This window comes from Kitasatospora sp. NBC_01266 (assembly GCF_036242395.1).
Lineage (GTDB): Bacteria > Actinomycetota > Actinomycetes > Streptomycetales > Streptomycetaceae > Kitasatospora.
Genome location: NZ_CP108458.1, coordinates 1,284,683 through 1,306,210, shown reverse-complemented (window position 1 = coordinate 1,306,210; position 21,528 = coordinate 1,284,683). Strand labels below are relative to the sequence as shown.

The following is a 21,528-nucleotide window of genomic DNA, read 5'->3' as shown; positions in this document are numbered from 1 at the left end:
CTTCCTCACTCGGCCGGAGTCCGGGGTGTGCGGATGGTGGGCATGCCCAGGTCCACGCGCTGGCGGGCGCCGCGCAGGGCGGTGATCGCCTTCTGGATCTGGTCACGGTCGGTGTCGCTGAGCTGGTCGAGGTCGGTCTCGATGCGGCGGATCAGTGCGCGGAGCTGGTCGATCTGTTCGCTGGGCGGCATCAGCTGGGCGCGAGCACACTCGGTCAACTCTGCCGCTGCGGTGATGCGTTCACGGTCGGCGAGGAGTTGCTGCAGGTAGGACTTGAGCTCCGGCAGGTAGGAGGGGTCGCTACGGAAATGGCCGCAGCCGATGCAGGTGTACTTGAACGGGCATGCCTGCCCGCCAGCCTTGACGTTGCTGGGTTCGGTGCACATGCCGAACGGAACGGCGACCTGGCCTACGGCGATGCGGGTACGGTCGTCGGCAAGCAGGGCCGCGGCCTGCTGGAAGACGCGGTTGCCGGCTCCGTCGAACTGATGCCGGGCGACTTTGTCGACCGCCGAACGCAATCGGTGCGCGGAGACCCGGTAGTACCCGGCCGTCGTGCGCATACTTCGATGGCCCATCAAATCCCGCAGCACATCGGGCGGGACGCCCTGGTCGGCGTGCCGCTGAGCGTAGGAGTGCCGGTAGGCGTACGGGACGACGGCAGCCGGGTTGAACGGCAGCCCGTCGTGGTCGATGAGCAGGTGGGCGATGGCGTCGATGAAGATCCGGTGCGCGTTGCTGTAGGCGTCCGCGCCGATCGGCTTGGCGCCGTCCCGGTTGCCCGCGTCCCGGGGAAACAGGGCCAGCCGTTCCACCGGGGTATCGGGGAAGCGGGCGGTGACGTCCTTCTTCTGGGCCGCGATGACCTGCGCGGTGTCGTGCGGGATGGGCAGGCGACGTCCGATCCGGTTGTTCTTGAAGTCGGTGTAGACCAGCACGGGTTGACCGGTGCTGTCGTGAACCAGGCAGTCCCAGGGCAACGCGCAGACCTCCTCCGGACGGCGTCCGGTGTCGATCAGGATCTCGGTGATCCGGCGCTCCGCCTTGCCGCAACGCTTTTGCAATACAGTGAGGTTGGCGCTGATGGCGCGGATGATGTGCGGGGGAAGGTCGCGGCCGGCCTCGCCTCTGTCGGGCTCGGTGGGGATGTCGCCGCGCCGCAGGCTGAAGTCGCCCGGCAGCCCGGCGGCCGGGCCGCCTGTGCGGGTGAGACCCAGCTGGCGGGCCTCGTCGAGGAGTCGGCGGGCCAGGCGGACGAGCCGGATTCGGCTGTCCAGGGTCATCTGCCCTGTGCGCTCGGCATGGGACATCCGGTTGCAGAACGCCACGATGTCCGAGCGGCCCAGCAGCGCCGGTACTTCGCCGCCCTCGGAGGCGCTCAGGTGCAGGCTTTCAGAGAGGAGGGTGATCGCGCTGATCACCTGGCGGGGCTGGCTGGCCTGCTGCTTGCCGTAGCGAAGGGGCAGGTCTTCGATCGTCCATGCCTTGACGGTCTCGCGCAGCCAGCGCTGACGGATCGGCGTGAAGTCCAGGGTTCCGGGCAGGCCGAAGACCTGCAGATTCCACCGGTCACGGCGGGATTCCACGTCCGGGCCGGACAGATGGCAGTACAGCTCCTTTGTCAGCGATCGCAGCAGGGCCCCGGCGTCAGTGCGGATGCTGGTGCTGGGCACGCCGGTCAGACCCAGCAGCGAGGCGGCCTGGCGCGTGTGGAGGAGGTTGATCAGGTAGCGCAGGGCGGTCGGAAACGTCCGCAGGCCCAGGTCGGTGCGCTGTTGCAGGGCGAGCAGGACTTCGAGCCGGACCCGTTCGGGAAGCGGTGTGAGGATGTTGACCTGTCCCACCGCGACACTGGTCTGCCGCGCGAGCCAGCCGTCGAAGTCCTCGACTGTCAGGGCCAGAGCTCTGCGCTGCTTGTTCCAGCGGGAATGGTGCGCCTGACACAACCGGAGGTCGACCGCGCTGGCGCGGCGGATGCAGGCGATCGCGCGGCACCGCCCCAGATCACTCAACGGCACGACTCCCGGAAGGGCCGCCCACTGTTCTACTGTCAGGGCAGGCCGTTGCGTGCGCTGCCAGGTATGGGCCTGGCACAGCGCCTCCCGGCCTCGGCCGGGCCGCGGACACCCGGCGACCGTGCAGGTCCGGTCCCCGAAGCTCATGCCGCCGCCGGGCAGCCGCAGGAACTCCTCCCACGCCACTCCAGCGGATTCGAACCGCCTGGCGCACCGGTCACAGAGCTTCGCCGCCCGCCTCGGCAGCGGAGCCCGGCAGTCCGCCACCGGACAGTCCTCCAGGCCCAGCAGCGGATCCCGCCGGTCGGGCGTGAGCACACCGGTGGCCTCGTCCCAGCCGGCGCGGGTCAGGAAGTCCGTACGCAGGCGGGCACGCAGCCGGGCCAGGTCCTCATGCTGCGGATCAACCGGCAGGGGACGGAGGGAAGTTGCACTCACCAGTTCACCTCGCTGGGAATCTCACGGGGCAACGGCACACTCTCCACCGCAGCCCGCAACCGCCGCGGATCGGGATGCAAGTACGGCTCGCCGGAGGCGAACGAGGCGTGACCCATGAGCTCCTTGAACTCGTCCAAGGTCGCACCGGCGGCCACGACGCCCGAACCGAACGCGTGGCGAGCCATGTGCGGATGAACCCCGCGCTCCAGCTCGGCCCGCCGCGACAGCGCCTCGAGCAACTCGTTCAACGCCTGCGGACGCATCGGCGCCCCCAACGGCGCCCGGAACAGGTTCACCAGCAGGAAATCGCACCCCTGGGCCTGCCGGCAGGCATCCCGCTCGGCCATGAACCGGTCGTAAGCCTGCACCACCAGCCAGTCCGCCGGGATCGGCCGGTGCCGACGCGACTTGGCCGCCGCCCCGTTCACGTTCTCCCGGCGCCGGACATGCAGGTGAGCTGCGGCGATCCCACAGCCCAACCGCGAGGCATCGGCAAGGAAATGGACATCCTCGCGGCGAACACCGGTCAACTCACCCCGGCGCAAGCCCATTCGCCACAACGCCACGATGATGAACCGGTCCCGGGCGTTCCGACATGCTCGCAGCAGACCCAGGATCTCCTCCGGTGACGCCGCGTCCACAAGCGACTCGGCCTCACGCAGCCGGTGCCGGGCCCGAGAGCGCCACCGGGTCTGCCCTTCTCCGCGCAACTCCGGTGGCAGGTCCCAGACCGGGACCAAGTCGTAGAGCGGCTCCAGCGCCGCCGAGTCCGCCAGGCCCGTCGAGACCGCAAACCGGATGAACTCCCGTACTGCGGAAAGGACGCAGTTCACCCGTCGGGCACCGCGTACCGGGCGGACCAGCACCACCAGGTTCTCGCCGTCGCCAGCATCGTGCTGCAACCAGTGCACGAACCGGCCCAGCCGAACCGTCGCCTGCGGCCAGCCCATCTCGATCCGCGCGCACCACCGCAGGTACAGGGCGATCGATGTCGCGTACGCACGCGTCGTGGACTCCGCCAGATCCCGACCCAACCGGGCATTGATCAAGAACTCGTCAGCCGCGACCACCGGCCGCAGCCCCGCATCAAGCACCGTCCAGTAGTTGATCCCGGACGGCAGTTTCACCAAGAACGATCTGAACTCCTCCATCACGCCTCCCACCCGGCACTACCAACCCCAGGGAGACGCCATGCAAGACATGCCCGACAAACCTACAGAAGCAGTTGCACACACGGATGAAGCACTCCCCATGCGACAGTGCACGCCCTCAAACCCACCCCGACGAAAGGGGACCCCGCCCGGGTGGACAGGTGTGCCCGGCATCTCGCGCACCGCCCGCCTGCGCTTGCTCGGCAACTCCGTGGTCGTCAACCAGGCAGCCGGAGCCCTCACCGAACTCCTCCAGCAGCACGCCGCCTCGGACCGGAGCTGACATGCCAGGCACCTCGCCGGCCGAGGATCGCCAGCCGCGGCCTGAATCGCCGCGCCAACGGCGCTCTGACGGCTCGACAGCACGCGTTGCCCGGCAGCACGGCGAACCTCCGCCCGTGACCGTCACTGTGGTGCTTCCCGAACACCCACCGGCCCTCACCAGCCCCGCTGCCGCAGCCCTGCTGGCCTTCCTCAAGGCCGAACGAGCCCAGGCCACAGGGCCCCCATCCATCGGTCGACAGCCGTGAACTCGTCGCGCCGACTGGCCCTTCGCCCCCGTCCGAGTTACGACGGGGGCGTACCAACCGCCAGCCGCCCCTGGAGTTGCCCATGACCGCCACCCCCAGTCCCACTGCCCTCGCGTTCGCCTTCGCCGGACGCGTCTCCACCGAGGACCTTCAAGACCCGGAGACCTCCCGCAACTGGCAGCGCACCCGCGCCGAAGCGCTCATCACCCCGGCCGGCGGCCGGATCGTCACCGAGTTCTTCGACGTCGGCTACTCCCGCTCCCTGCCCTGGAAGCGCCGCCCCCGGGCCGCCGCCCTGCTCGCCGCCCTCAAGGATCCCGACCGAGGGTTCGACGCCGTCGTCATCGGCGAACCCCAGCGCGTCTTCTACGGCAACCAGTACGGCCTCACCCAACCCGTCTTCGCCCACTACGGCGTTCAGCTGTGGGTGCCCGAAGTCGGTGGCGCCGTGGATCCCGACAGCGAGGCCCACGACCTGGTCATGTCCGTCTTCGGCGGCATGTCCAAGGGCGAACGGACCCGCATCAAGATCCGGGTCCGCACCGCGATGGCGTCCCAGGCCGCCCTCGAAGGCCGTTACCTCGGCGGCCGCCCGCCCTACGGCTACCGCCTCGCCGACGCCGGACCCCACCCCAACCCCATCAAGGCCCGCGACGGCAAGCGCCTGCGCTGCCTCGAGCCCGACCCGACCGCTGCCCCCGTCATCCAGCGGATCTTCGCCGAGTACCTGCGTGGCAAAGGTCTGTACGCCATCGCCGAAGGCCTCACCCGCGACAACATCCCCTGCCCCTCCGCCCACGACCGCGCCCGCAACCCGCACCGCCACGGCAACGCTTGGGCCAAGAGCGCGATCCGCGTCATCCTCCTCAACCCCCGCTACACCGGCCACCAGGTCTGGAACCGCCAGCGCAAGGACGAGGTCCTCCTCGACGTCGAAGACGTCGCGCTGGGCCACATCACCAAGCTGCGCTGGAACGACCCCGAGAAGTGGATCAAGTCCGCCGGCCTCGCCCACGAACCCCTCATCACCACCGGCGACTTCGAACAGGTCCAGCTCAAACTGGCCACCAAATCCGCCGCAACCCACCCCGTAGAGCGCAAACCCCGCACCACCGACCGCACCTACGCGCTGCGCGGCCTGATGCGCTGCGCCCTGTGCGACCGCAAGATGCAGGGCACCTTCAACAACGGCCATCCCCACTACCGGTGCAGCTACCCCGCCGAGTACGCCAAGAGCCGAGCCCTCGACCACCCGCCCACCGTCTACCTGCGCGAGAGCGTGATCCTGCCCGCGCTCGACCGCTGGATCGGCACTGCCTTCGCCCCCAGCCGCCTCAAGCGCACCATCACGGAACTCCAGCAGGCCCAGACCACAACCGCCCCCGATCCGGTCACCGTCCAGGCCGCACGCCACGAGGTCGAGACCGCGCTCGCCAACATCACCCGCTACCGCGCCACCCTCGACGCCGGAGGCGACCCCGCCACAGTCGCCCAATGGATCAACGAAGCACGCCTCCAACAGGCCACCGCCCAGCAGCGCCTCAACCAGCTCACCGCCGAGATCCCGGCCCCGCTCACCCACCAGCAGATCGAACGTCTGATCAGCGACCTCGGCGATCTCACCGACCGCCTCCTGCGGGCCGAACCCGAACGCAAGGCACCGATCTACGAGAGCTTCGGCCTGAACCTGGTCTACGACATGAAAAAGCGGACCGTGACTGTGGAGTCACGACCCGCAGATTTCATGTACGTATCGAAGTGTCCGAGGGGGGACTTGAACCCCCACGCCCGATAAAGGGCACTAGCACCTCAAGCTAGCGCGTCTGCCATTCCGCCACCCGGACAGGGTGTGTGCCTCGGGGTTTTTCGTGCTGTCCCCGCGGCGACAGAGAGAACACTATCAGGCTTTCGGAGTGCTCCTCACACCCTTTCACCTGCGCTCTCGCCCGCTGACGGACTCCGGGGCGAGCGGTCGGGCGGACCGCCGGGGCGGTGCACCCGGCAGCCGCGATGCGGGCGAACCGTGCCGAACGGGCGGCAGGATGAACGGTCCTGCGCCGGCGGCCCGGGGAAAGGTGGTCAGGAGTGGGCTGAAGTGGTCATGGTCGGTCGGAAACGGTCTGGCGGGGGCAAGTTCCTCGACCGGGCACGGGGAGTCCGGTGGCTCTCCTAGCCTCGGAAGTGAAGGGGAGCCCTGAACGGAACGCCCCGTTCCCGGATGGTCGGCCGGAGTCGGCCGGTGCCGGCGACGCCTCCCGAGGCCCGGACGAAGGGTGGCAGGACGTGGAGCGGACGAGTGCGACGACGCCGACGGTGCTGCAGAAGCGGCAACCGCAGCAGTCGTCGCAGTGGCAGCGGGCACAGATCGCCGTTGAGGGTGTCGAAGTGGAGCCGGCCGGCGAGGGGCTGTGGCGGATCGTCGCGGGCGCTCAGGAGTGCTCGGTGCCGCGGGTGCGGCATGTGGTGCGTGATCTGCTGCGGGACCGGGGGCTGCTGGGGGAGCGGTACGAGGACCTGACCGACGGGCTGCTGCTGATCGTCTCCGAGCTGGTCACCAACGCCGTGACGCACGCGGCCGTGCTCTCGCCGCGGGTGACCACCGAGCTGACGATCGGCGGCGGGCAGGTGCGGGTGGCGGTGGAGGACGGGCACCCGCACCGGCCCAAGGCGGTGCAGAGCGACACGGAGCAGACCGGCGGGCGCGGACTGATGCTGGTGAAGAGCATCGCGCTGGCGGCGGGCGGCTCCTGCGACGTGGAGCGGACCGGGGACGGCGGCAAGGTGATCTGGGCCTCACTACCGCTGCCCGGCCCTGCCCCCGCAGCCGCCCCCGTTCCGCAGGACTACCAGTCCCGGCCCGCGATCTCCCGGATCCCGGGCAGCGCCGCCTCGAACACCGTGGTGAACCAGACGGAGAACGGCTTCTCGGCCTGAAGTTCCTTCAGCTCGCGGGCGGTCACGAAACGGGTGTCCTCGACCTCCTCCGGGTCGGGCCGCAGCTCGTCCGTCATCAGGCCGACGAAGAGGTGGTTCCACTCCCGCTCGATCAGCCCGGATGCCTCGTCGGGCAGGTCGTAGCGCACGGTCCCGGCGGCGCAGAGCAGGCTGGGGGCCGCGCCCAGCTCCTCGGCGGTGCGCCGGGCGGCGGCCACGAACGGCGCCTCGTCGGGGTAGGGGTGGCCGCAGCAGGTGTTGGACCAGACGCCGGGCGAGTGGTACTTGCCGAGCGCCCGGCGCTGCAGCAGCAGGCGGCCCTGCTGGTCGAAGAGGAAGACCGAGAAGGCCCGGTGCAGATGGCCCGGCTCCTGGTGCGCCCAGAGCTTCTCGGCGGTGCCGATGGTCACGCCCGAGTCGTCCACCAGCTCCAGCAGGATCTCGGCGGATCCGGACGTACCAGTGGCGGGAGCGGCGGCCGGCTCGGCGGCAAGGCTGGTCGATCGACTCTCGGACATAGCGCCTCTTTCGGCACGGGGACCGGCGCCGCCACCCGGGTGTAGCACCCGGGAAAGCCCCCCCGGTCCAGCGGACGGCAGCACGCCTCCGTCGCGGGTGGTGCTGTGTGGCGTACGGAGAGCGTCGGTTGCCAGTCTGCCGCATGGCCGGGGCGCTGGGACCGATTCGACGCACCAGCCCCGGGAACACCGGCGCGAACAGGCTGCCGAGCGCCCTGGAAACGTACACGTGTGCAGTTCAGCGGCCAGAATCAATCACCTGTTTAACACATCGCGGTCGCGGCCCAGCCACGCCCCAGCCACGCCTCCGCCGCACCCCAGCCGCCCCTTCGCCATGCCCCAGCCATGCCTCCGCCATGCCCCCGCCACGTCCTCGCCACGACCTCCTCACCGCCCGGCCCGGCGGCCCCGTCCGACCCGCGCCGTAGCGTGGGGCAGCGTTCGAGCAGGTCGCGCCGGTCGCCTACCATCACATACGACACGGTGCACCGCCGAGCGGCGGGACCGGGGAGTCGTCCCGTTGGGCGGGCAGGTACGGGTGCGGGTGCGGGCGCGGACTGCGCGCCGGTGCCCTGACCTCGTGAAACGTGCGCGACCCGCGGGTCGGTACAGGGGAACCCCAGGGCAGTCAGTACTCGCGCACCCGGTGACGAGTACTCGCGCACCCGGCGACGAGTACTGACGAGCACAGACGAGCACAGGAGACCCCGCATGATCGGCCTCGTTCTCGCGGCCGGAGCCGGCCGCCGGCTCCGCCCGTACACCGACACGCTCCCCAAGGCGCTGGTGCCGGTGGATGGCGAGAAGACCGTGCTCGACCTCACGCTCGGCAACTTCGCCGAGGTGGGCCTGCGCGAGGCCGCCATCGTCGTGGGGTACCGCAAGGACGCCGTGTACGAGCGCCAGGAGGCCCTGGAGCAGAAGTACGGCGTCAAGCTCACCCTGGTCGAGAACGACAAGGCCGAGGAGTGGAACAACGCCTACTCGCTCTGGTGCGCCCGCGACCTGTTCAGCGAGGGCCTGCTGCTGGCCAACGGCGACACCGTGCACCCGGCCTCGGTCCAGCGCACCATGCTGGACGGCAACGACCGCTTGATCGCCGAGGGTCGGGCGCCGGGCATCCTGCTCGCGCTGGACACCGTGAAGCAGCTGGCCGACGAGGAGATGAAGGTCGTCGTCGACCCGGTCAAGGGCATGCAAAGGATCACCAAGCTGATGGAGCCGCTCGACGCGACCGGTGAGTACATCGGCGTCACGGTGATCAACCCGTCCGCCGCCGCCGACCTGGCCGAGGCGCTGCGCACCACCTACGAGCGCGACCCGCAGCTCTACTACGAGGACGGCTACCAGGAGCTGGTCGACAACGGCTTCCGGATCGACGTCCAGCCGATCGGCGAGGTCTCCTGGGTCGAGGTCGACAACCACGCCGACCTGGCGAAGGCCCGGGAGATCGCGTGCCAGTACTGACCCGGCTGATCCCCTCCCCGCTCTTCGTCGAGATCCGGCCGGGCGCACTGGACTCGCTGGCCGGCATCCTGGCCGACCAGCGGCTGTCGACCGGCGGCCGGGTCGCGATGGCGATCAGCAACGGCTCGGGAGCCCGGCTGCGCGAGCGCCTGCGGCCGCTGCTGCCGAACGCCGACTGGTTCGAGGCGGCCGACGGCACGCTGGACGGCGCGGTGCGGCTGGCGGACGAGGTCCGCGGCGGCCACTACGACGTCCTGGTGGGTCTGGGCGGCGGTAAGATCATCGACGCCGCCAAGTACGCCGCCGCGCGGGTCGGGCTGCCCGTGGTCGCCGTCGCCACCAACCTGGCGCACGACGGCATCTGCTCTCCCGTCTCGACGCTGGACAACGACGCCGGACGCGGCTCCTACGGGGTGCCGGGACCGATCGGCGTCGTGGTCGACCTGGACGTGATCCGGCAGGCCCCGCAGCGCTTCGTGGCGTCCGGCGTCGGTGACGTCCTCTCCAACATCTCGGCCTGTGCCGACTGGGAACTCTCCCAGCGCGTCACGGGCGAGAAGGTGGACGGACTCGCGGTGGCGATGGCCCGTTCGGCGGGCGAGAGCCTGCTGCGGCACCCGGGCGTGCTGGAGGACCCGGACCTCCTTACCGCGCTCTCGGAAGCACTGGTACTGTCCGGCATCGCGATGAGCATCGCAGGCAGCACCCGGCCCTCGTCGGGCGCCTGCCACGAGATCTCGCATGCCTTGGACGTGCTGCATCCCAAGCGCTCGGCCCAGCACGGCGAGCAGGTCGGCCTCGGGGCCGCCTTCGCGAGCTTCCTGCGGGGCGAGCGGGAACTGACCGGGCTGATCGTCGAACGCCTGCGGGCCCACGGGCTGCCGGTGACCGCCGATCAGATCGGTTTCACCGAGGCGGAGTTCACCGAAGCGGTGCACTACGCTCCGAATACCCGGCCGGGCCGCTTCACCATTCTTGAGCACCTCGACCTCTCCCCATCTGCGATCAGGGACGCGTACGCCGACTATGTCCAAGCCGTCAACAGCTGAGTCCAGCCCCCCGGTCGCCCGCCCCGGTGCCGCCGAGCGGCCGCCGGTCGACCTCACGGTTCGCCCCTCGATCGAGGAGCTGCGCGCCGTCATCCACCCGGCGGGCATGCTCCAGCGCCGTAGCGCCGAGCACTGGGCGGGTCGGCTCTACATGCGCAGCATCTCGCTGCGGATCACCCGGATCCTGTCGACGTTCACGGCGATCACGCCCAACGGTCTGACCTACCTGATGATGTTCACGGGAGTCCTGGCCGGTGCCGGGCTGCTCATCCCGGGCATCGCCGGTGCGATCGTCGGCGCGCTGCTGATCCAGGTCTACCTGCTGCTGGACTGCGTGGACGGCGAGGTGGCCCGCTGGCGCCGGCAGACCTCGCTGACCGGCGTCTACCTGGACCGGGTCGGCCACTACATGTCGGAGGCCGCGCTGCTCACCGGGCTCGGCCTGCGCGGCGCCGACCTCCTCCACCGCAACGGCAGCGGGTCGCACTGGGAGTGGGCCTTCCTCGGCACCCTGGCGGCGCTCGGCGCGATCCTGATCAAGTCGGAGACCGACCTGGTCGACGTGGCGCGGGCCCGCAGCGGGCTGACCGCGGTCGAGGACAGCGCCGCGGTGCCGCGCTCCTCCGGGGTGGCCAAGGCCCGCCGGGCGGCCTCCTTCCTCAAGTTCCACCGGCTGGTCGGTGCGGTCGAGGCCTCGCTCTTCATCCTGGCGGCCGGCATCGCCGACCAGGTGCACGGCGGCCTCTTCTTCACCCGCCTCGCGGTCGTGGTGCTCGCCGCCATCGCGATGCTCCAGACCGTGCTCCACCTGCTCAGCATCGTCCTCTCCAGCAGGCTGCGATGAGCGACACCACCGCCGCCACCGACACCGCCGCTGTCACCAACACCGCCGCCACCGGCGGCAGTCAGGCCGACGGCTTCCGGCTCGGCGCGGTCATCATCACCATGGGCAACCGCCCGGCGGAGCTGAACGCGCTGATCCAGTCGGTGCTCGACCAGCAGGGCCCGGCCGTCGAGCTGGCCGTGGTCGGCAACGGCGCCCCGCTGCCGCCGCTGCCCGCCGGAGTGCGGACGGTCGAGCTGCCGGAGAACCTCGGCATCCCGGGCGGACGCAACGTGGGCATCGAGCTCTTCGGCCCGAACGCCCGCGACGTGGACGCCGTGCTCTTCCTGGACGACGACGGCCGGCTGCCGCTGACCGACTCGGCGCGGCTGCTGCGCGAGGCGTTCACCGCCGACCCGGGCCTGGGCATCGTCAGCTTCCGGATCGCCGATCCGGAGACCGGTGTGACCCAGCGCCGGCACGTGCCGCGGCTGCGCGCCGCCGACCCGCTGCGCTCCTCACGGGTCACCACCTTCCTCGGCGGCGCCAGCGCGGTCCGCTCGACGGTCTTCGAGCAGGCCGGGCAGTTGCCCGCCGACTTCTTCTACGCCCACGAGGAGACCGACCTCGCGTGGCGTGCGCTGGATGCCGGGTGGTCGATCGACTACCGGGCGGACATCGTGCTGCACCACCCCACCACCTCGCCCGCCCGGCATGCCGCGTACTTCCACAACGTGGCCCGCAACCGGGTGTGGCTGGCCCGACGGAACCTTCCGGTGCCGTTGGTGCCTCTCTACCTGTGCACCTGGATTCTGCTCACCCTGGCCCGCCGTCCCCCGCGGGAGGCACGCAAGGCCTGGTGGGGCGGTTTCCGGGAAGGTCGGCGCACACCGTGCGGTGAGCGACGGCCGATGCGATGGCGTACTGTATGGCGATTGACCAGGTTGGGCAGACCGCCGGTCATCTGATCATCCCGGTCGGCGAACACCACGCCGCCGTCCGGGTCCCCCGTGATCCGTAAGGCTCTCCCCTCGTCGAGAGCCCGGCCACTGCCCCCCGGCCAGCAGCCGGACTTCCGATCCCGTGAAGGACGAATGTGTCGACAGTGAGTGAACCGATCAACCTCTCTCTACCTGGGGGTGTTGATACCGGGCTGACCCCCAAGCAGCTCGCCGATAAGTACGGCCTGACGGTCAGTGGCCGTCGCCCGGGCCTTCTCGCCTACACCAAGCAGCTCTGGGGGCGTCGACACTTCATCGTCGCGTTCGCCACCGCGCGGCTGGTGGCGCAGTACACCACGGCGAAGATGGGCCAGGTGTGGCAGGTTGTCACGCCGCTGCTGAACTGCGCGGTCTTCTACCTGGTGTTCGGCGTCATCCTGAGCGGCAACTCGGTGCCGAAGTACATCCCGTGGCTCTGCGTCGGGGTGTTCATCTTCCAGTTCATCCAGAGCGCGATCCAGTCCGGCACCGGCGCGATCTCGTACAACCTCGGGCTGATCCGCGCGCTGCACTTCCCCCGTGCCTGCATGCCGATCGCCTTCACGGTGATCCAGCTCCAGCAGCTGCTGATCTCGATGGTCGTGCTGGTCGCGATCGTGCTGAGCAACAACCTGATGCCGGGGCTGACCTGGTTCCAGGTGATCCCGGCGATGTTCCTGCTGTCGCTGTTCAACACCGGCCTGGCCCTGATCATGGCCCGGATCGGCGCCAAGACCAGTGACGTCTCCCAGCTGATGCCGTTCGTCCTGCGCACCTGGATGTACCTCTCCGGCGTGATGTACAGCATCGCGGACCGCGTGCACAAGTGGCCGCACTGGGTGCAGGTGATCGCCCAGGCGAACCCCGCCTCCGTGTACATGGAGCTGTTCCGGCACGCGATGATCCCCAGCATCTACAGTCGCAAGCACTACGGGGGCAACGCGGAGAAGCTGCCGCCCCACGTCTGGGACATGGCCCTCGGGTGGGCGGTCATCGCCTTCGTGATCGGTTACGTGTTCTTCTGGAAGGCCGAAGAGGAGTACGGACGTGGCTGACGTCGCAACCAAGACCGAGACCGACCGCCAGGAGCGGGACCGGCGGGCCGTCGAGGCCGCGCAGAAGACCCGGGTTCCCACGGTCGTCGTCGACGACGTGCACATCGTCTACAAGGTGCACGGCGCCTCCGCCGGCAAGGGCAGCGCCACCTCCGCGTTGAGCCGGCTGATCTCCCGTAAGAAGTCGCCCGCCATCACCGAGGTGCACGCCGTGCGCGGCGTCAGCTTCACCGCCTACAAGGGTGAGGCGGTCGGCCTGATCGGCTCCAACGGCTCGGGCAAGTCGACCCTGCTGTCGGCGATCGCCGGCCTGCTGCCGACCGAGAAGGGCGGCATCTACACCAACGGCCAGCCCTCGCTGCTCGGTGTGAACGCGGCCCTGATGGACGACCTGACCGGCGAGCGCAACGTGGTGCTCGGCTGCCTGGCCATGGGCATGAGCCCGGCCCAGGTGAAGGAGCGCTACCAGAGCATCGTCGACTTCTCGGGGATCAACGAGAAGGGCGAGTTCATCAACCTGCCCATGCGGACCTACTCCTCCGGCATGGCGGCCCGGCTGCGCTTCTCCATCGCGGCGGCCAAGACCCACGACGTGCTGCTGATCGACGAGGCGCTGTCCACCGGTGACCAGGCCTTCCAGCGGCGCAGCGAGGACCGGATCCGCGAGCTGCGCAAGGAGGCCGGTACGGTCTTCCTGGTCAGCCACAACAACAACGCGATCCGGGACACCTGCGAGCGGACCATCTGGATCGAGACCGGCAAGCTGATCATGGACGGCCCGACCGACGAGGTCGTCGGCATGTACGAGCGCGGCGAGCGCCCGTAAGGCCGGTCGTACCGAAAGCCCGCAGAGCCGGTGCCCGAAACGCGCGAGCGTCCCGGGCACCGGCTCTGGCATTGTGGCCCCTGGCGATCCACCGTGCGCCCGCCGGCGCACGGTGTGTCACCGCGCCCCCGCGTGTGCGCCGGGAGGGTGAGCGGGGTCGGCGCGCCGGGGGGTGGTCTTTTCGGCTGGTGACCCGAGATGAAAGGGTGGGGGTCCGGGAGCGGCCCAGCCTGCGGGGGAAGCGTGTCCGAATCGGGTCCCAAGGTCCACACCGGTGTAGAACGGGGGAGTGACGGCAGTGACGGCTTCGGCTCAGTCTTCGGCGCGGCCGGGTAGCGCTGCGGCGGACGGTCCGGATCAGGGCGACACGCTGGCCAAGGCGGCCCGGGAGAACTTCCCGGTCGCCCCAGGCTTCCTGCCCGCGGCCTGGCGCGACGATCTGATGGCCGTCTACGGCTACGCCCGCCTGGTCGACGACGCCGGCGACGGCGACCTCGCCGACCCGGCCGGCACCGCCGCGCTGCTCGGGGCGCCCGCGCACGGTGGGGACGAGACGGCCTTCCGGCTCGGCCTGCTCGACGCGCTGGAGGGCGACCTCGACCGCGCCTTCGAGGCCGCGCTGCCCCGCACCGCGGGTGGCACGGCCGGCGAGCCGCCGCGCCACCCGCTGATCGCCGCCCTGATCCCGCTGATCGGGCGGCGCGCCGTCACCCCCGAGCCGTTCCGTCGGCTGATCGAGGCCAACCGGGTGGACCAGACCACCGCCCGTTATCCGACCTTCGAGAGTCTGGTCGGCTACTGCACGTTGTCCGCCGACCCGGTCGGCCGCCTGGTGCTCGCGCTCGCCGACGTCGCGACACCGGAGCGGATCGAGTATTCGGACGCCATCTGCACCGCACTGCAGGTGATCGAACACTTGCAGGACGTGGCCGAGGACTTCGCCCGGGGCCGGGTCTACCTGCCGGCCGAGGACCTGGCCAGGTTCGGCGTCACCGAAGCCGACCTGGCCGTTTCCAGCGCGGGGACGGCGGTACGCGAACTGGTCGCGTTCGAAGCGGCCCGGGCCCGGACCCTGCTCGACCACGGCGCGCCGCTGGTGGGTACGGTTCGGGGAAGGCTTCGACTGCTCCTGGCGGGATTCACCGCGGGTGGGTACGCGGCCCTGGCGGCCATCGAGGCCGCCGGGTACGACGTGCTGGCCCAGCAGCCGAAGCCCGACAAGCGCCGCCTGGCGATGAAGGCGGCGGCCATCTTCGCGAAGGGAAGGTGAACGCCCGAGTGGCGGCATCACCACTGGCGTCGGCACCGGTCATGGCGGCGTACCGGTACTGCGAGGCGGTCACCGCCCTGCAGGCCCGCAACTTCAGCTACGGGATCAGGCTGCTCCCCGAGCCCAAGCGGCTGGCCATGTCGGCGCTCTACGCGCTGGCCCGCCGGGTCGACGACATCGGCGACGGCGAGCTGCCGGCCGAGCGCAAGCAGGAGCAACTGCTGGGCACCCGCGCCCTGCTGGACGAGATCCGGGCGGGCGAGGTCACCGAGGAGGACACCGACCCGATCAAGGTGGCGCTGGCGGACGCCGCCCGGCGCTTCCCGGTCCCGCTGGACGCCTTCGACGAGCTGATCGACGGCGTCGAGATGGACCTGCGCGGCGAGGAGTACCGGACCTTCGAGGACCTGAAGGTCTACTGCCGCTGCGTGGCCGGTTCGATCGGTCGGCTCTCGCTGGGCGTCTACGGCTGCGCGGACCCCAAGCGCGGCGCCGAGTACGCGGACACCCTGGGGCTGGCTCTGCAGCTCACCAACATCCTGCGCGACCTGCGCGAGGACGCGGTCAACGGCCGCACCTACCTGCCCGCCGAGGACCTGGCCAGGTTCGGCTGCGAGCAGGGCTTCGCCTCGCCCACGCCCCCGGCCGGCGCTGACTTCACCGGCCTGGTGGCTTTCGAGGCGCGGCGTGCTCAGGGCTACTTCGAGGAGGGCCTGCGGCTGCTGCCGATGCTGGACCGGCGCAGCCGCGCCTGCACCGCGGCGATGGCCGGCATCTACCACCGGCTGCTCGGGCGGATCGCCGCCGAGCCGGAGTCGGTGCTCCGCGGCCGGGTCTCGCTGCCGGGCTGGGAGAAGGCCTACGTCGCGCTCTCGGGTCTGGCCGGAGGACGTTCTTGAGCCTCTGCGACCCTCCGTCAGCCGTCGGCGACGGGGAATCACCGGAGGGGTGGCCGGTGTTTTGGCTGAAGTTGCGCATGGGACGGGTGTGCACCGAGGGGGAGCCCCAGGTGTACCGAGCGAGCAGCGGGGAGGTGCGATGAGCGGGCGGGCCGAAGAAACGAACCGGCGCACCGCCGTGGTGGTCGGCGGCGGCCTGGCCGGCCTCACCGCTGCCCTGCGGCTGGCCGAGGCCGACTACCGGGTCACCCTGCTGGAGGCCCGTCCCCGGCTGGGCGGGCTGGCCTTCTCGTTCCGCCGCGGCGAGCTGACCGTGGACAACGGCCAGCACGTCTTCCTGCGCTGCTGCACCGCCTACCGCGGCCTGATCGAGCGCCTCGGCGCCACGGGCCAGGTCGAGATCCAGCCCCGCCTCGACGTCCCGGTGCTCTCGGTGCGCGGCGACCGGCACCGGCTGGGCCGGCTGCGCCGGGCCGGCCTGCCGGTGCCGCTGCACCTGGCCGCGAGCCTGGCGAGCTACCCGCACCTGGCGCCGCTGGACCGGTTGCGGGTGGTGCGCGGCGCGCTCGCGCTGCAGCGCCTGGACCTCGCCGACCCCGCGCTCGACCGGCTCTCCTTCGGCGCCTGGCTGCGCGCGCACGGCCAGAACGAGCGAACCATCGCCGCGCTCTGGGACCTGGTCGGGGTGGCCACCCTGAACGCCCGGGCCGATGAGGTCTCGCTGGCGCTGGCCGCGATGGTCTTCAAGACCGGGCTACTCAGCGACCCGGGCGCCAGCGACATCGGGATCGCCGCCGTCCCGCTGGGTGCCGTGCACCACGACGCGGCGCTCGCCCAGCTGGAGCGCGCCGACGTCGCGGTGCGGCTGCGCACCAAGGTGGTCGAGCTCAAGACCGTCTCCGCCACGTCCGGCCCGCCGCACGCGGTGCGGCTGGAGAACGGCGAACTGCTCAGCGCCGATGTCGTGGTGCTGGCCGGCGCCCAGGACAGTGCCGCCGCGCTGCTGCCGCCGGAGGCGATCGAGGGACAGCAGCGGCTGGCCGAGCTGGGCACCGCGCCGATCCTGAACGTGCACGTGGTCTACGACCGCAAGGTGCTGCGCCGCCCGTTCTTCGCGGCGCTGGACTCCCCGGTGCAGTGGGTCTTCGACCGCACCCCGCACTCGGGCCTGGCCGACTCGCAGGCCGCGCGGACCCGGCCCGGCGCCCAGTACCTGGCGCTCTCCCAGTCCGCGGTGCGCGACGAGATCGACCTGCCGGTCTCCGAGCTGCGGGCCCGCTACCTGCCGGAGCTCGAGCGGCTGCTGCCGGCCGCCCGCGGGGCCGAGGTGCTCGACTTCTTCGTCACCCGTGAGCGCACCGCCACCTTCGACCCGGCACCCGGCACCGCGGCGCTGCGCCCGGTGGCCGCCACCCGGATCCCCGGCCTGCTGCTGGCCGGTTCGTGGACCGCCACCGGCTGGCCCGCGACCATGGAGAGCGCCGTGCGCAGTGGCCACGCCGCCGCCGACGCCGCGCTGCGCGCCGCCGGCGCCCGGGTCCCGGTGGACCGCGGCGACGGGCGGTGGCCCCGGTGAACGCGCCGCCGGGCGCCCTGCGCGCCCCCATCGACCGGCCACCGGCCCACCGCGCCGGTACCGACCCCAGCACACCGGCCCACGGAGAGGGAACACACGTGGAGGCACGCCCCAGCACGGCCGCGGGAGCGACGGCCCAAGCCGAGCCTGTCTCGGTACCCGAGCTGCTGGCCAGAGGCCGCACGCTCTGCACCCCGCCGCTGCGTGCGGCGATCGCCCGGCTCGCGCCGCCGATGGACGCGGTCGCGGCCTACCACTTCGGCTGGACCGACCGGCTCGGCAACCCGGTGGCGGGCGACGGCGGCAAGGCGGTCCGCCCGGCGCTGGCCCTGCTCTCGGCCGAGGCCGCAGGCGCCGACGCACTTGCCGGAGTGCCGGGTGGCGTGGCCGTTGAGCTGGTGCACAACTTCTCGCTCCTGCATGATGATCTGATGGACGGTGACGAGACCCGCAGGCACCGGGCCACCGCGTGGACGGTCTTCGGACCGGCCCAGGCGATCCTGGTCGGTGACGCGCTGGCCACCCTCGGTACCGAGGTTCTGCTGGACTCCGCGAATCCCTCCGGGGACCGCACGGCGCCCGCGACCCACACCGATGCGGCCCGTGCGGTGCGGCTGCTCACCGTCGCCACCCGCAAGCTGATCGACGGCCAGGCCCAGGACCTCTCCTTCGAGCACCGCGACGTGGTCACGGTCGAGGAGTGCCTGGCGATGGAGGGCAACAAGACCGGCGCCCTGCTGGCCGCCGCCTCCGCCATCGGCGCCGTACTGGCCGGGGCCGACGACCGCACCGCGGACGCGCTGGAGCGCTACGGCCACCACCTCGGTCTGGCCTTCCAGGCCGTCGACGACCTGCTCGGCATCTGGGGCGCCACCGAGGTCACCGGCAAGCCGCACTGGGGCGACCTGCGCCAGCGCAAGAAGTCGCTGCCGGTCGCCGCCGCCCTCGCCGAAGGCGGTGCGGCCTCCCGACAGCTGGCCGAGCTGCTCGCCGACCCCAAGGGGCGCGGCGAGGAGTCCGAGGAGGTGCTGGCCGGACGCGCCGCGCTGATCGAGCAGGCCGGCGGCCGGGCCTGGACCCAGGACGAGGCCCGCCGCCAGCACACAACCGCCCTCGCCGCGTTGGACGAGGTGCCGATGGCCGACGAGGTGCGCGAGCGCTTCGTGGCCCTCGCCGAATTCGTGGTGGTACGAGAGAGGTGACATCAAGTTGACAGCAACCGCGGACGGCCGGCTCGACCCTGAGTACGATTCCGAGCCGGTCGCGGTGGATGAGCGGCCGCCCGACCCGATGGGTGGGCCGTGGCAGGTGGCTGGGGAGGGCGTCGAGCTCATCGGCGAGCCACCCGCGCACACACCGGTGGAACGCGCGGAGATCGAGGACAGCCTGCGCCGGGCCACCGCGCACCTGCTGTCCTTGCAGGACGCCGAAGGCTGGTGGAAGGGGGACCTGGAGACCAACGTCACCATGGACGCGGAGGACCTGTTACTCCGCCAGTTCCTGGGCATCAGAACGGTGGAGCAGACCGCGGCGACCGCCGAGTGGATCCGCTCACAGCAGCGCGCGGACGGCACCTGGGGGACCTTCCACGGTGGCCCGCCGGAGATCTCCACCACGGTCGAGGCCTATGTCGCGCTGCGGCTGGCCGGTGACGGGATCGACGCGCCGCACATGCGCGCCGCCGCCGAATACGTCCGTGCCCAGGGCGGTATCGCCGCGACCCGGGTCTTCACCCGGATCTGGCTCGCGCTCTTCGGCTGGTGGCCGTGGGAGCGTTTGCCGGAGATGCCACCGGAGATCATGTTCCTGCCCAAGTGGCTGCCGCTGAACATCTACGCCTTCGGCTGCTGGGCCCGGCAGACCATCGTGCCGCTCACCGTGGTCTCCGCCCACCGCCCGGTCAGACCCGGGCCGTTCGACCTGACCGAGTTGCACACCGATCCGGCCAACCCCTTCCCGCTGCGCCCGCTCGCACCGCCGGCCAGCTGGGACGGCCTCTTCGAGCGGCTGGACCTGGTGCTGCACGCCTACCACAAGCGCGCGGTGCGCCCACTGCGCCGCCTCGCGCTCACCCAGGCGGGCCGCTGGATCGTCGAGCGGCAGGAGGCGGACGGCTGCTGGGGCGGGATCCAGCCGCCCGCCGTCTACTCGCTGATCGCCCTGCACCTGCTCGGCTACGAGCTGGACCACCCCGTCATGCGGACGGGTCTGGCCGCCTTCGAACGCTTCACCGTGCACACCGAGGACGGCAAGCGCTGGCTGGAGGCCTGTCAGTCCCCGGTCTGGGACACCTGCCTGGCCACCATCGCGCTGGTCGACGCCGGGCTGCCGGCCGACCACCCGGCGCTGATCAAGGCCACCGACTGGATGCTCGAAGAGGAGATCACCACCAAGGGCGACTGGTCCGTCCAGCGTCCTCAGCTCGCCCCCGGCGGTTGGGCGTTCGAGTTCCACAACGACACCTACCCGGACATCGACGACACCGCCGAGGTGGTGCTGGCGCTGCGCCGGGTGCGTCATCCCGAGCCCGAGCGGGTGGGCGGCGCGGTCCACCGGGGCGTCGAGTGGAACCTCGGCATGCAGTCCAAGAACGGCGCCTGGGGTGCCTTCGACGTCGACAACACCAGCACGCTGCCGAACAAGCTGCCGTTCTGCGACTTCGGCGAGGTGGTCGATCCGCCGTCGGCCGACGTGACCGCCCATGTGGTGGAGATGCTCGCCGAGGTCGGCAAGGCGGACGACCCGCGCACCAGAAGGGGCGTCGGGTGGCTGCTGCGCAACCAGGAGGCCGAGGGTTCCTGGTTCGGCCGCTGGGGGACCAACTACATCTACGGCACCGGCTCGGTGGTGCCGGCCCTGGTCGCCGCCGGGGTGCCCGAGTCCGACCCGGCGATCCGCCGTGCGGTGCGCTGGCTGGAGGAGAGGCAGAACCCGGACGGCGGCTGGGGCGAGGACATGCGCTCCTACGAGGACCCGGAGAACTGGTCCGGGCGCGGCGAGTCCACCGCCTCGCAGACCGCCTGGGCGCTGATGGCGCTGCTGTCGGCCGGCGAAGGCCCCGGCGGGCGGTTCGCCCCCGCGGGGGGTGGTGGCAGCGCGGCCGTCGAACGCGGCGTGCGCTGGCTGGCGGCCACTCAACTGCCCTCCGGCAGCTGGGACGAGCCGCAGTTCACCGGGACCGGGTTCCCGTGGGACTTCTCGATCAACTACCACCTCTACCGACTGGTCTTCCCGGTCACCGCGCTCGGCCGCTACCTGCACGGCAATCCCGCGTTGGGGAGGCTGACATGAGTGCTCCACTCCTGGTCCTGTGCGCGCTGGCCCCGGAGGAGTGGGCGCTGCGCGGTGGCGACTGGGCGAATGCGCTCGACGGTCCGCCGGTGCTCGCCCGCACCGGCATGGGCCCCGCCCGGGCCGGGCGGACCATCAGCACCCTGCTGGCGGCCGCCCCCCAGGGGTACGGCGCGGTCCTGATGACCGGATTCTGCGCCGCCACCGCGCCGGGAACAAGCCCCGGTGAGGTGATTATTGCCGACAGAGTGCACTCCGCTTCGGGATGTTCGACTGCTACCCGGTCGCCCGATGCCCTCGCCCAGGCCGTGACCGGCCTGGGCCTGCCGGTGCGCACCGGCCCGCTGTACTCCGCCGACCACGTGGTCCGCGGCCACCAGCGCCGCGCGCTGCACGGCCGCGGGATGCTCGCCGTGGACATGGAGTCCGCGGCCGTGCTCGAGGCGCTGCCCGCCGGCCTGCCGGTGGCGGCGGTCCGGGTGGTGGTCGACACACCCGAGCACGAACTGCTCCGCCTCGGGACGCTGCGCAGCGGACTGCGCGCGGCTCGCACCCTGCGGGCCCTGGTGCCCGCCCTGCTCGGTTGGCACCGCACCGCCGTCGGTGCCGGCGCCCCCCGGCGCCCGCGCCTGTCGACGGAGCCGTCAGAGCCGTCCCTCGTCACCTACTCTTCCCTGCCGACGCTCCCTCAGGAGGCGAGCTAGCC

17 protein-coding genes and 1 tRNA gene are annotated in these 21,528 nt (G+C 71.3%); 14 read left to right on the top strand and 4 right to left on the bottom strand.

The window, feature by feature from the left end; genetic code table 11:
* Nucleotides 1-5 precede the first annotated feature (5 nt).
* Both OG403_RS05875 and OG403_RS05870 read right to left on the bottom strand, forming a co-directional pair.
* Nucleotides 6-2,453, bottom strand: coding sequence for a tyrosine-type recombinase/integrase (locus OG403_RS05875; RefSeq protein WP_329561995.1), 2,448 nt, complete (start codon nt 2,451-2,453; stop codon nt 6-8).
* Nucleotides 2,450-3,604: a tyrosine-type recombinase/integrase gene (locus tag OG403_RS05870; protein ID WP_329561993.1), complete on the bottom strand. Its 1,155-nt coding sequence runs from the start codon at nt 3,602-3,604 to the stop codon at nt 2,450-2,452. Before OG403_RS05870 ends, OG403_RS05875 begins: the two co-directional genes overlap by 4 nt.
* 612 nt (nt 3,605-4,216) lie before the next feature.
* Between OG403_RS05870 and OG403_RS05865 the strand changes: the two genes are divergently transcribed.
* Complete coding sequence (locus OG403_RS05865; RefSeq protein WP_329561990.1) at nt 4,217-5,929, top strand: recombinase family protein; 1,713 nt, start codon at nt 4,217-4,219, stop codon at nt 5,927-5,929.
* Here the strand turns inward: OG403_RS05865 and OG403_RS05860 are convergent.
* Nucleotides 5,894-5,978: transfer RNA gene (locus OG403_RS05860), tRNA-Leu, on the bottom strand. The genes OG403_RS05865 and OG403_RS05860 overlap by 36 nt on opposite strands.
* Nucleotides 5,979-6,417: 439 nt before the next feature.
* Between OG403_RS05860 and OG403_RS05855 the strand changes: the two genes are divergently transcribed.
* Nucleotides 6,418-7,068, top strand: coding sequence for an ATP-binding protein (locus tag OG403_RS05855; RefSeq protein ID WP_442910866.1), 651 nt, complete (start codon nt 6,418-6,420; stop codon nt 7,066-7,068).
* On the opposite strand, the gene idi is transcribed toward OG403_RS05855, so the two are convergent.
* Nucleotides 6,978-7,586 (bottom strand): isopentenyl-diphosphate Delta-isomerase, encoded by a 609-nt coding sequence (idi, locus tag OG403_RS05850; protein WP_329561989.1) that lies wholly within the window; start codon nt 7,584-7,586, stop codon nt 6,978-6,980. The genes OG403_RS05855 and idi overlap by 91 nt on opposite strands.
* A 711-nt stretch (nt 7,587-8,297) precedes the next feature.
* On the opposite strand from idi, the gene OG403_RS05845 reads away from it, so the two are divergent.
* The 12 genes from OG403_RS05845 to OG403_RS05790 all read left to right on the top strand — a co-directional run bounded on the left by OG403_RS05845 (nt 8,298) and on the right by OG403_RS05790 (nt 21,526).
* Nucleotides 8,298-9,053, top strand: coding sequence for a phosphocholine cytidylyltransferase family protein (locus tag OG403_RS05845; protein ID WP_329561987.1), 756 nt, complete (start codon nt 8,298-8,300; stop codon nt 9,051-9,053).
* Complete coding sequence (locus OG403_RS05840) at nt 9,041-10,102, top strand: iron-containing alcohol dehydrogenase family protein (RefSeq protein WP_329561986.1); 1,062 nt, start codon at nt 9,041-9,043, stop codon at nt 10,100-10,102. Before OG403_RS05845 ends, OG403_RS05840 begins: the two co-directional genes overlap by 13 nt.
* A 106-nt stretch (nt 10,103-10,208) precedes the next feature.
* Entirely contained in the window at nt 10,209-10,946 is a 738-nt protein-coding gene (locus tag OG403_RS05835; RefSeq protein ID WP_329572129.1) for a CDP-alcohol phosphatidyltransferase family protein, read from the top strand.
* Between the two features lie 101 nt (nt 10,947-11,047).
* On the top strand, nt 11,048-11,893 hold the full coding sequence (locus tag OG403_RS05830) for a glycosyltransferase family 2 protein (protein ID WP_329572127.1): 846 nt from the start codon (nt 11,048-11,050) through the stop codon (nt 11,891-11,893).
* A 128-nt stretch (nt 11,894-12,021) separates the two neighbouring features.
* The gene (locus OG403_RS05825) at nt 12,022-12,960 is read left to right on the top strand and encodes an ABC transporter permease (protein WP_442910865.1); all 939 of its coding nucleotides are present in this window, start codon (nt 12,022-12,024) and stop codon (nt 12,958-12,960) included.
* The gene (locus tag OG403_RS05820) at nt 12,953-13,786 is read left to right on the top strand and encodes an ABC transporter ATP-binding protein (RefSeq protein WP_329561983.1); all 834 of its coding nucleotides are present in this window, start codon (nt 12,953-12,955) and stop codon (nt 13,784-13,786) included. The genes OG403_RS05825 and OG403_RS05820 overlap by 8 nt, the downstream gene beginning before the upstream one ends.
* Before the next feature lie 298 nt (nt 13,787-14,084).
* Nucleotides 14,085-15,056 carry a squalene synthase HpnC gene (hpnC, locus tag OG403_RS05815; RefSeq protein WP_442910864.1) on the top strand — a complete coding sequence of 324 codons (972 nt, stop codon included), beginning with the start codon at nt 14,085-14,087 and terminating at the stop codon, nt 15,054-15,056.
* A gap of 41 nt (nt 15,057-15,097) precedes the next feature.
* Complete coding sequence (gene hpnD, locus OG403_RS05810; protein ID WP_329572123.1) at nt 15,098-15,955, top strand: presqualene diphosphate synthase HpnD; 858 nt, start codon at nt 15,098-15,100, stop codon at nt 15,953-15,955.
* A gap of 139 nt (nt 15,956-16,094) precedes the next feature.
* A complete protein-coding gene (gene hpnE, locus OG403_RS05805) occupies nt 16,095-17,531 on the top strand; it encodes a hydroxysqualene dehydroxylase HpnE (RefSeq protein WP_329561982.1) in 1,437 nt (478 codons plus the stop codon).
* Between the two features lie 98 nt (nt 17,532-17,629).
* Nucleotides 17,630-18,733: a polyprenyl synthetase family protein gene (locus OG403_RS05800; RefSeq protein ID WP_442910863.1), complete on the top strand. Its 1,104-nt coding sequence runs from the start codon at nt 17,630-17,632 to the stop codon at nt 18,731-18,733.
* A gap of 7 nt (nt 18,734-18,740) precedes the next feature.
* Entirely contained in the window at nt 18,741-20,822 is a 2,082-nt protein-coding gene (gene shc / locus OG403_RS05795; protein WP_329561980.1) for a squalene--hopene cyclase, read from the top strand.
* Entirely contained in the window at nt 20,819-21,526 is a 708-nt protein-coding gene (locus OG403_RS05790) for a phosphorylase family protein (protein ID WP_329561978.1), read from the top strand. The genes shc and OG403_RS05790 overlap by 4 nt, the downstream gene beginning before the upstream one ends.
* Nucleotides 21,527-21,528: the final 2 nt, after the last annotated feature.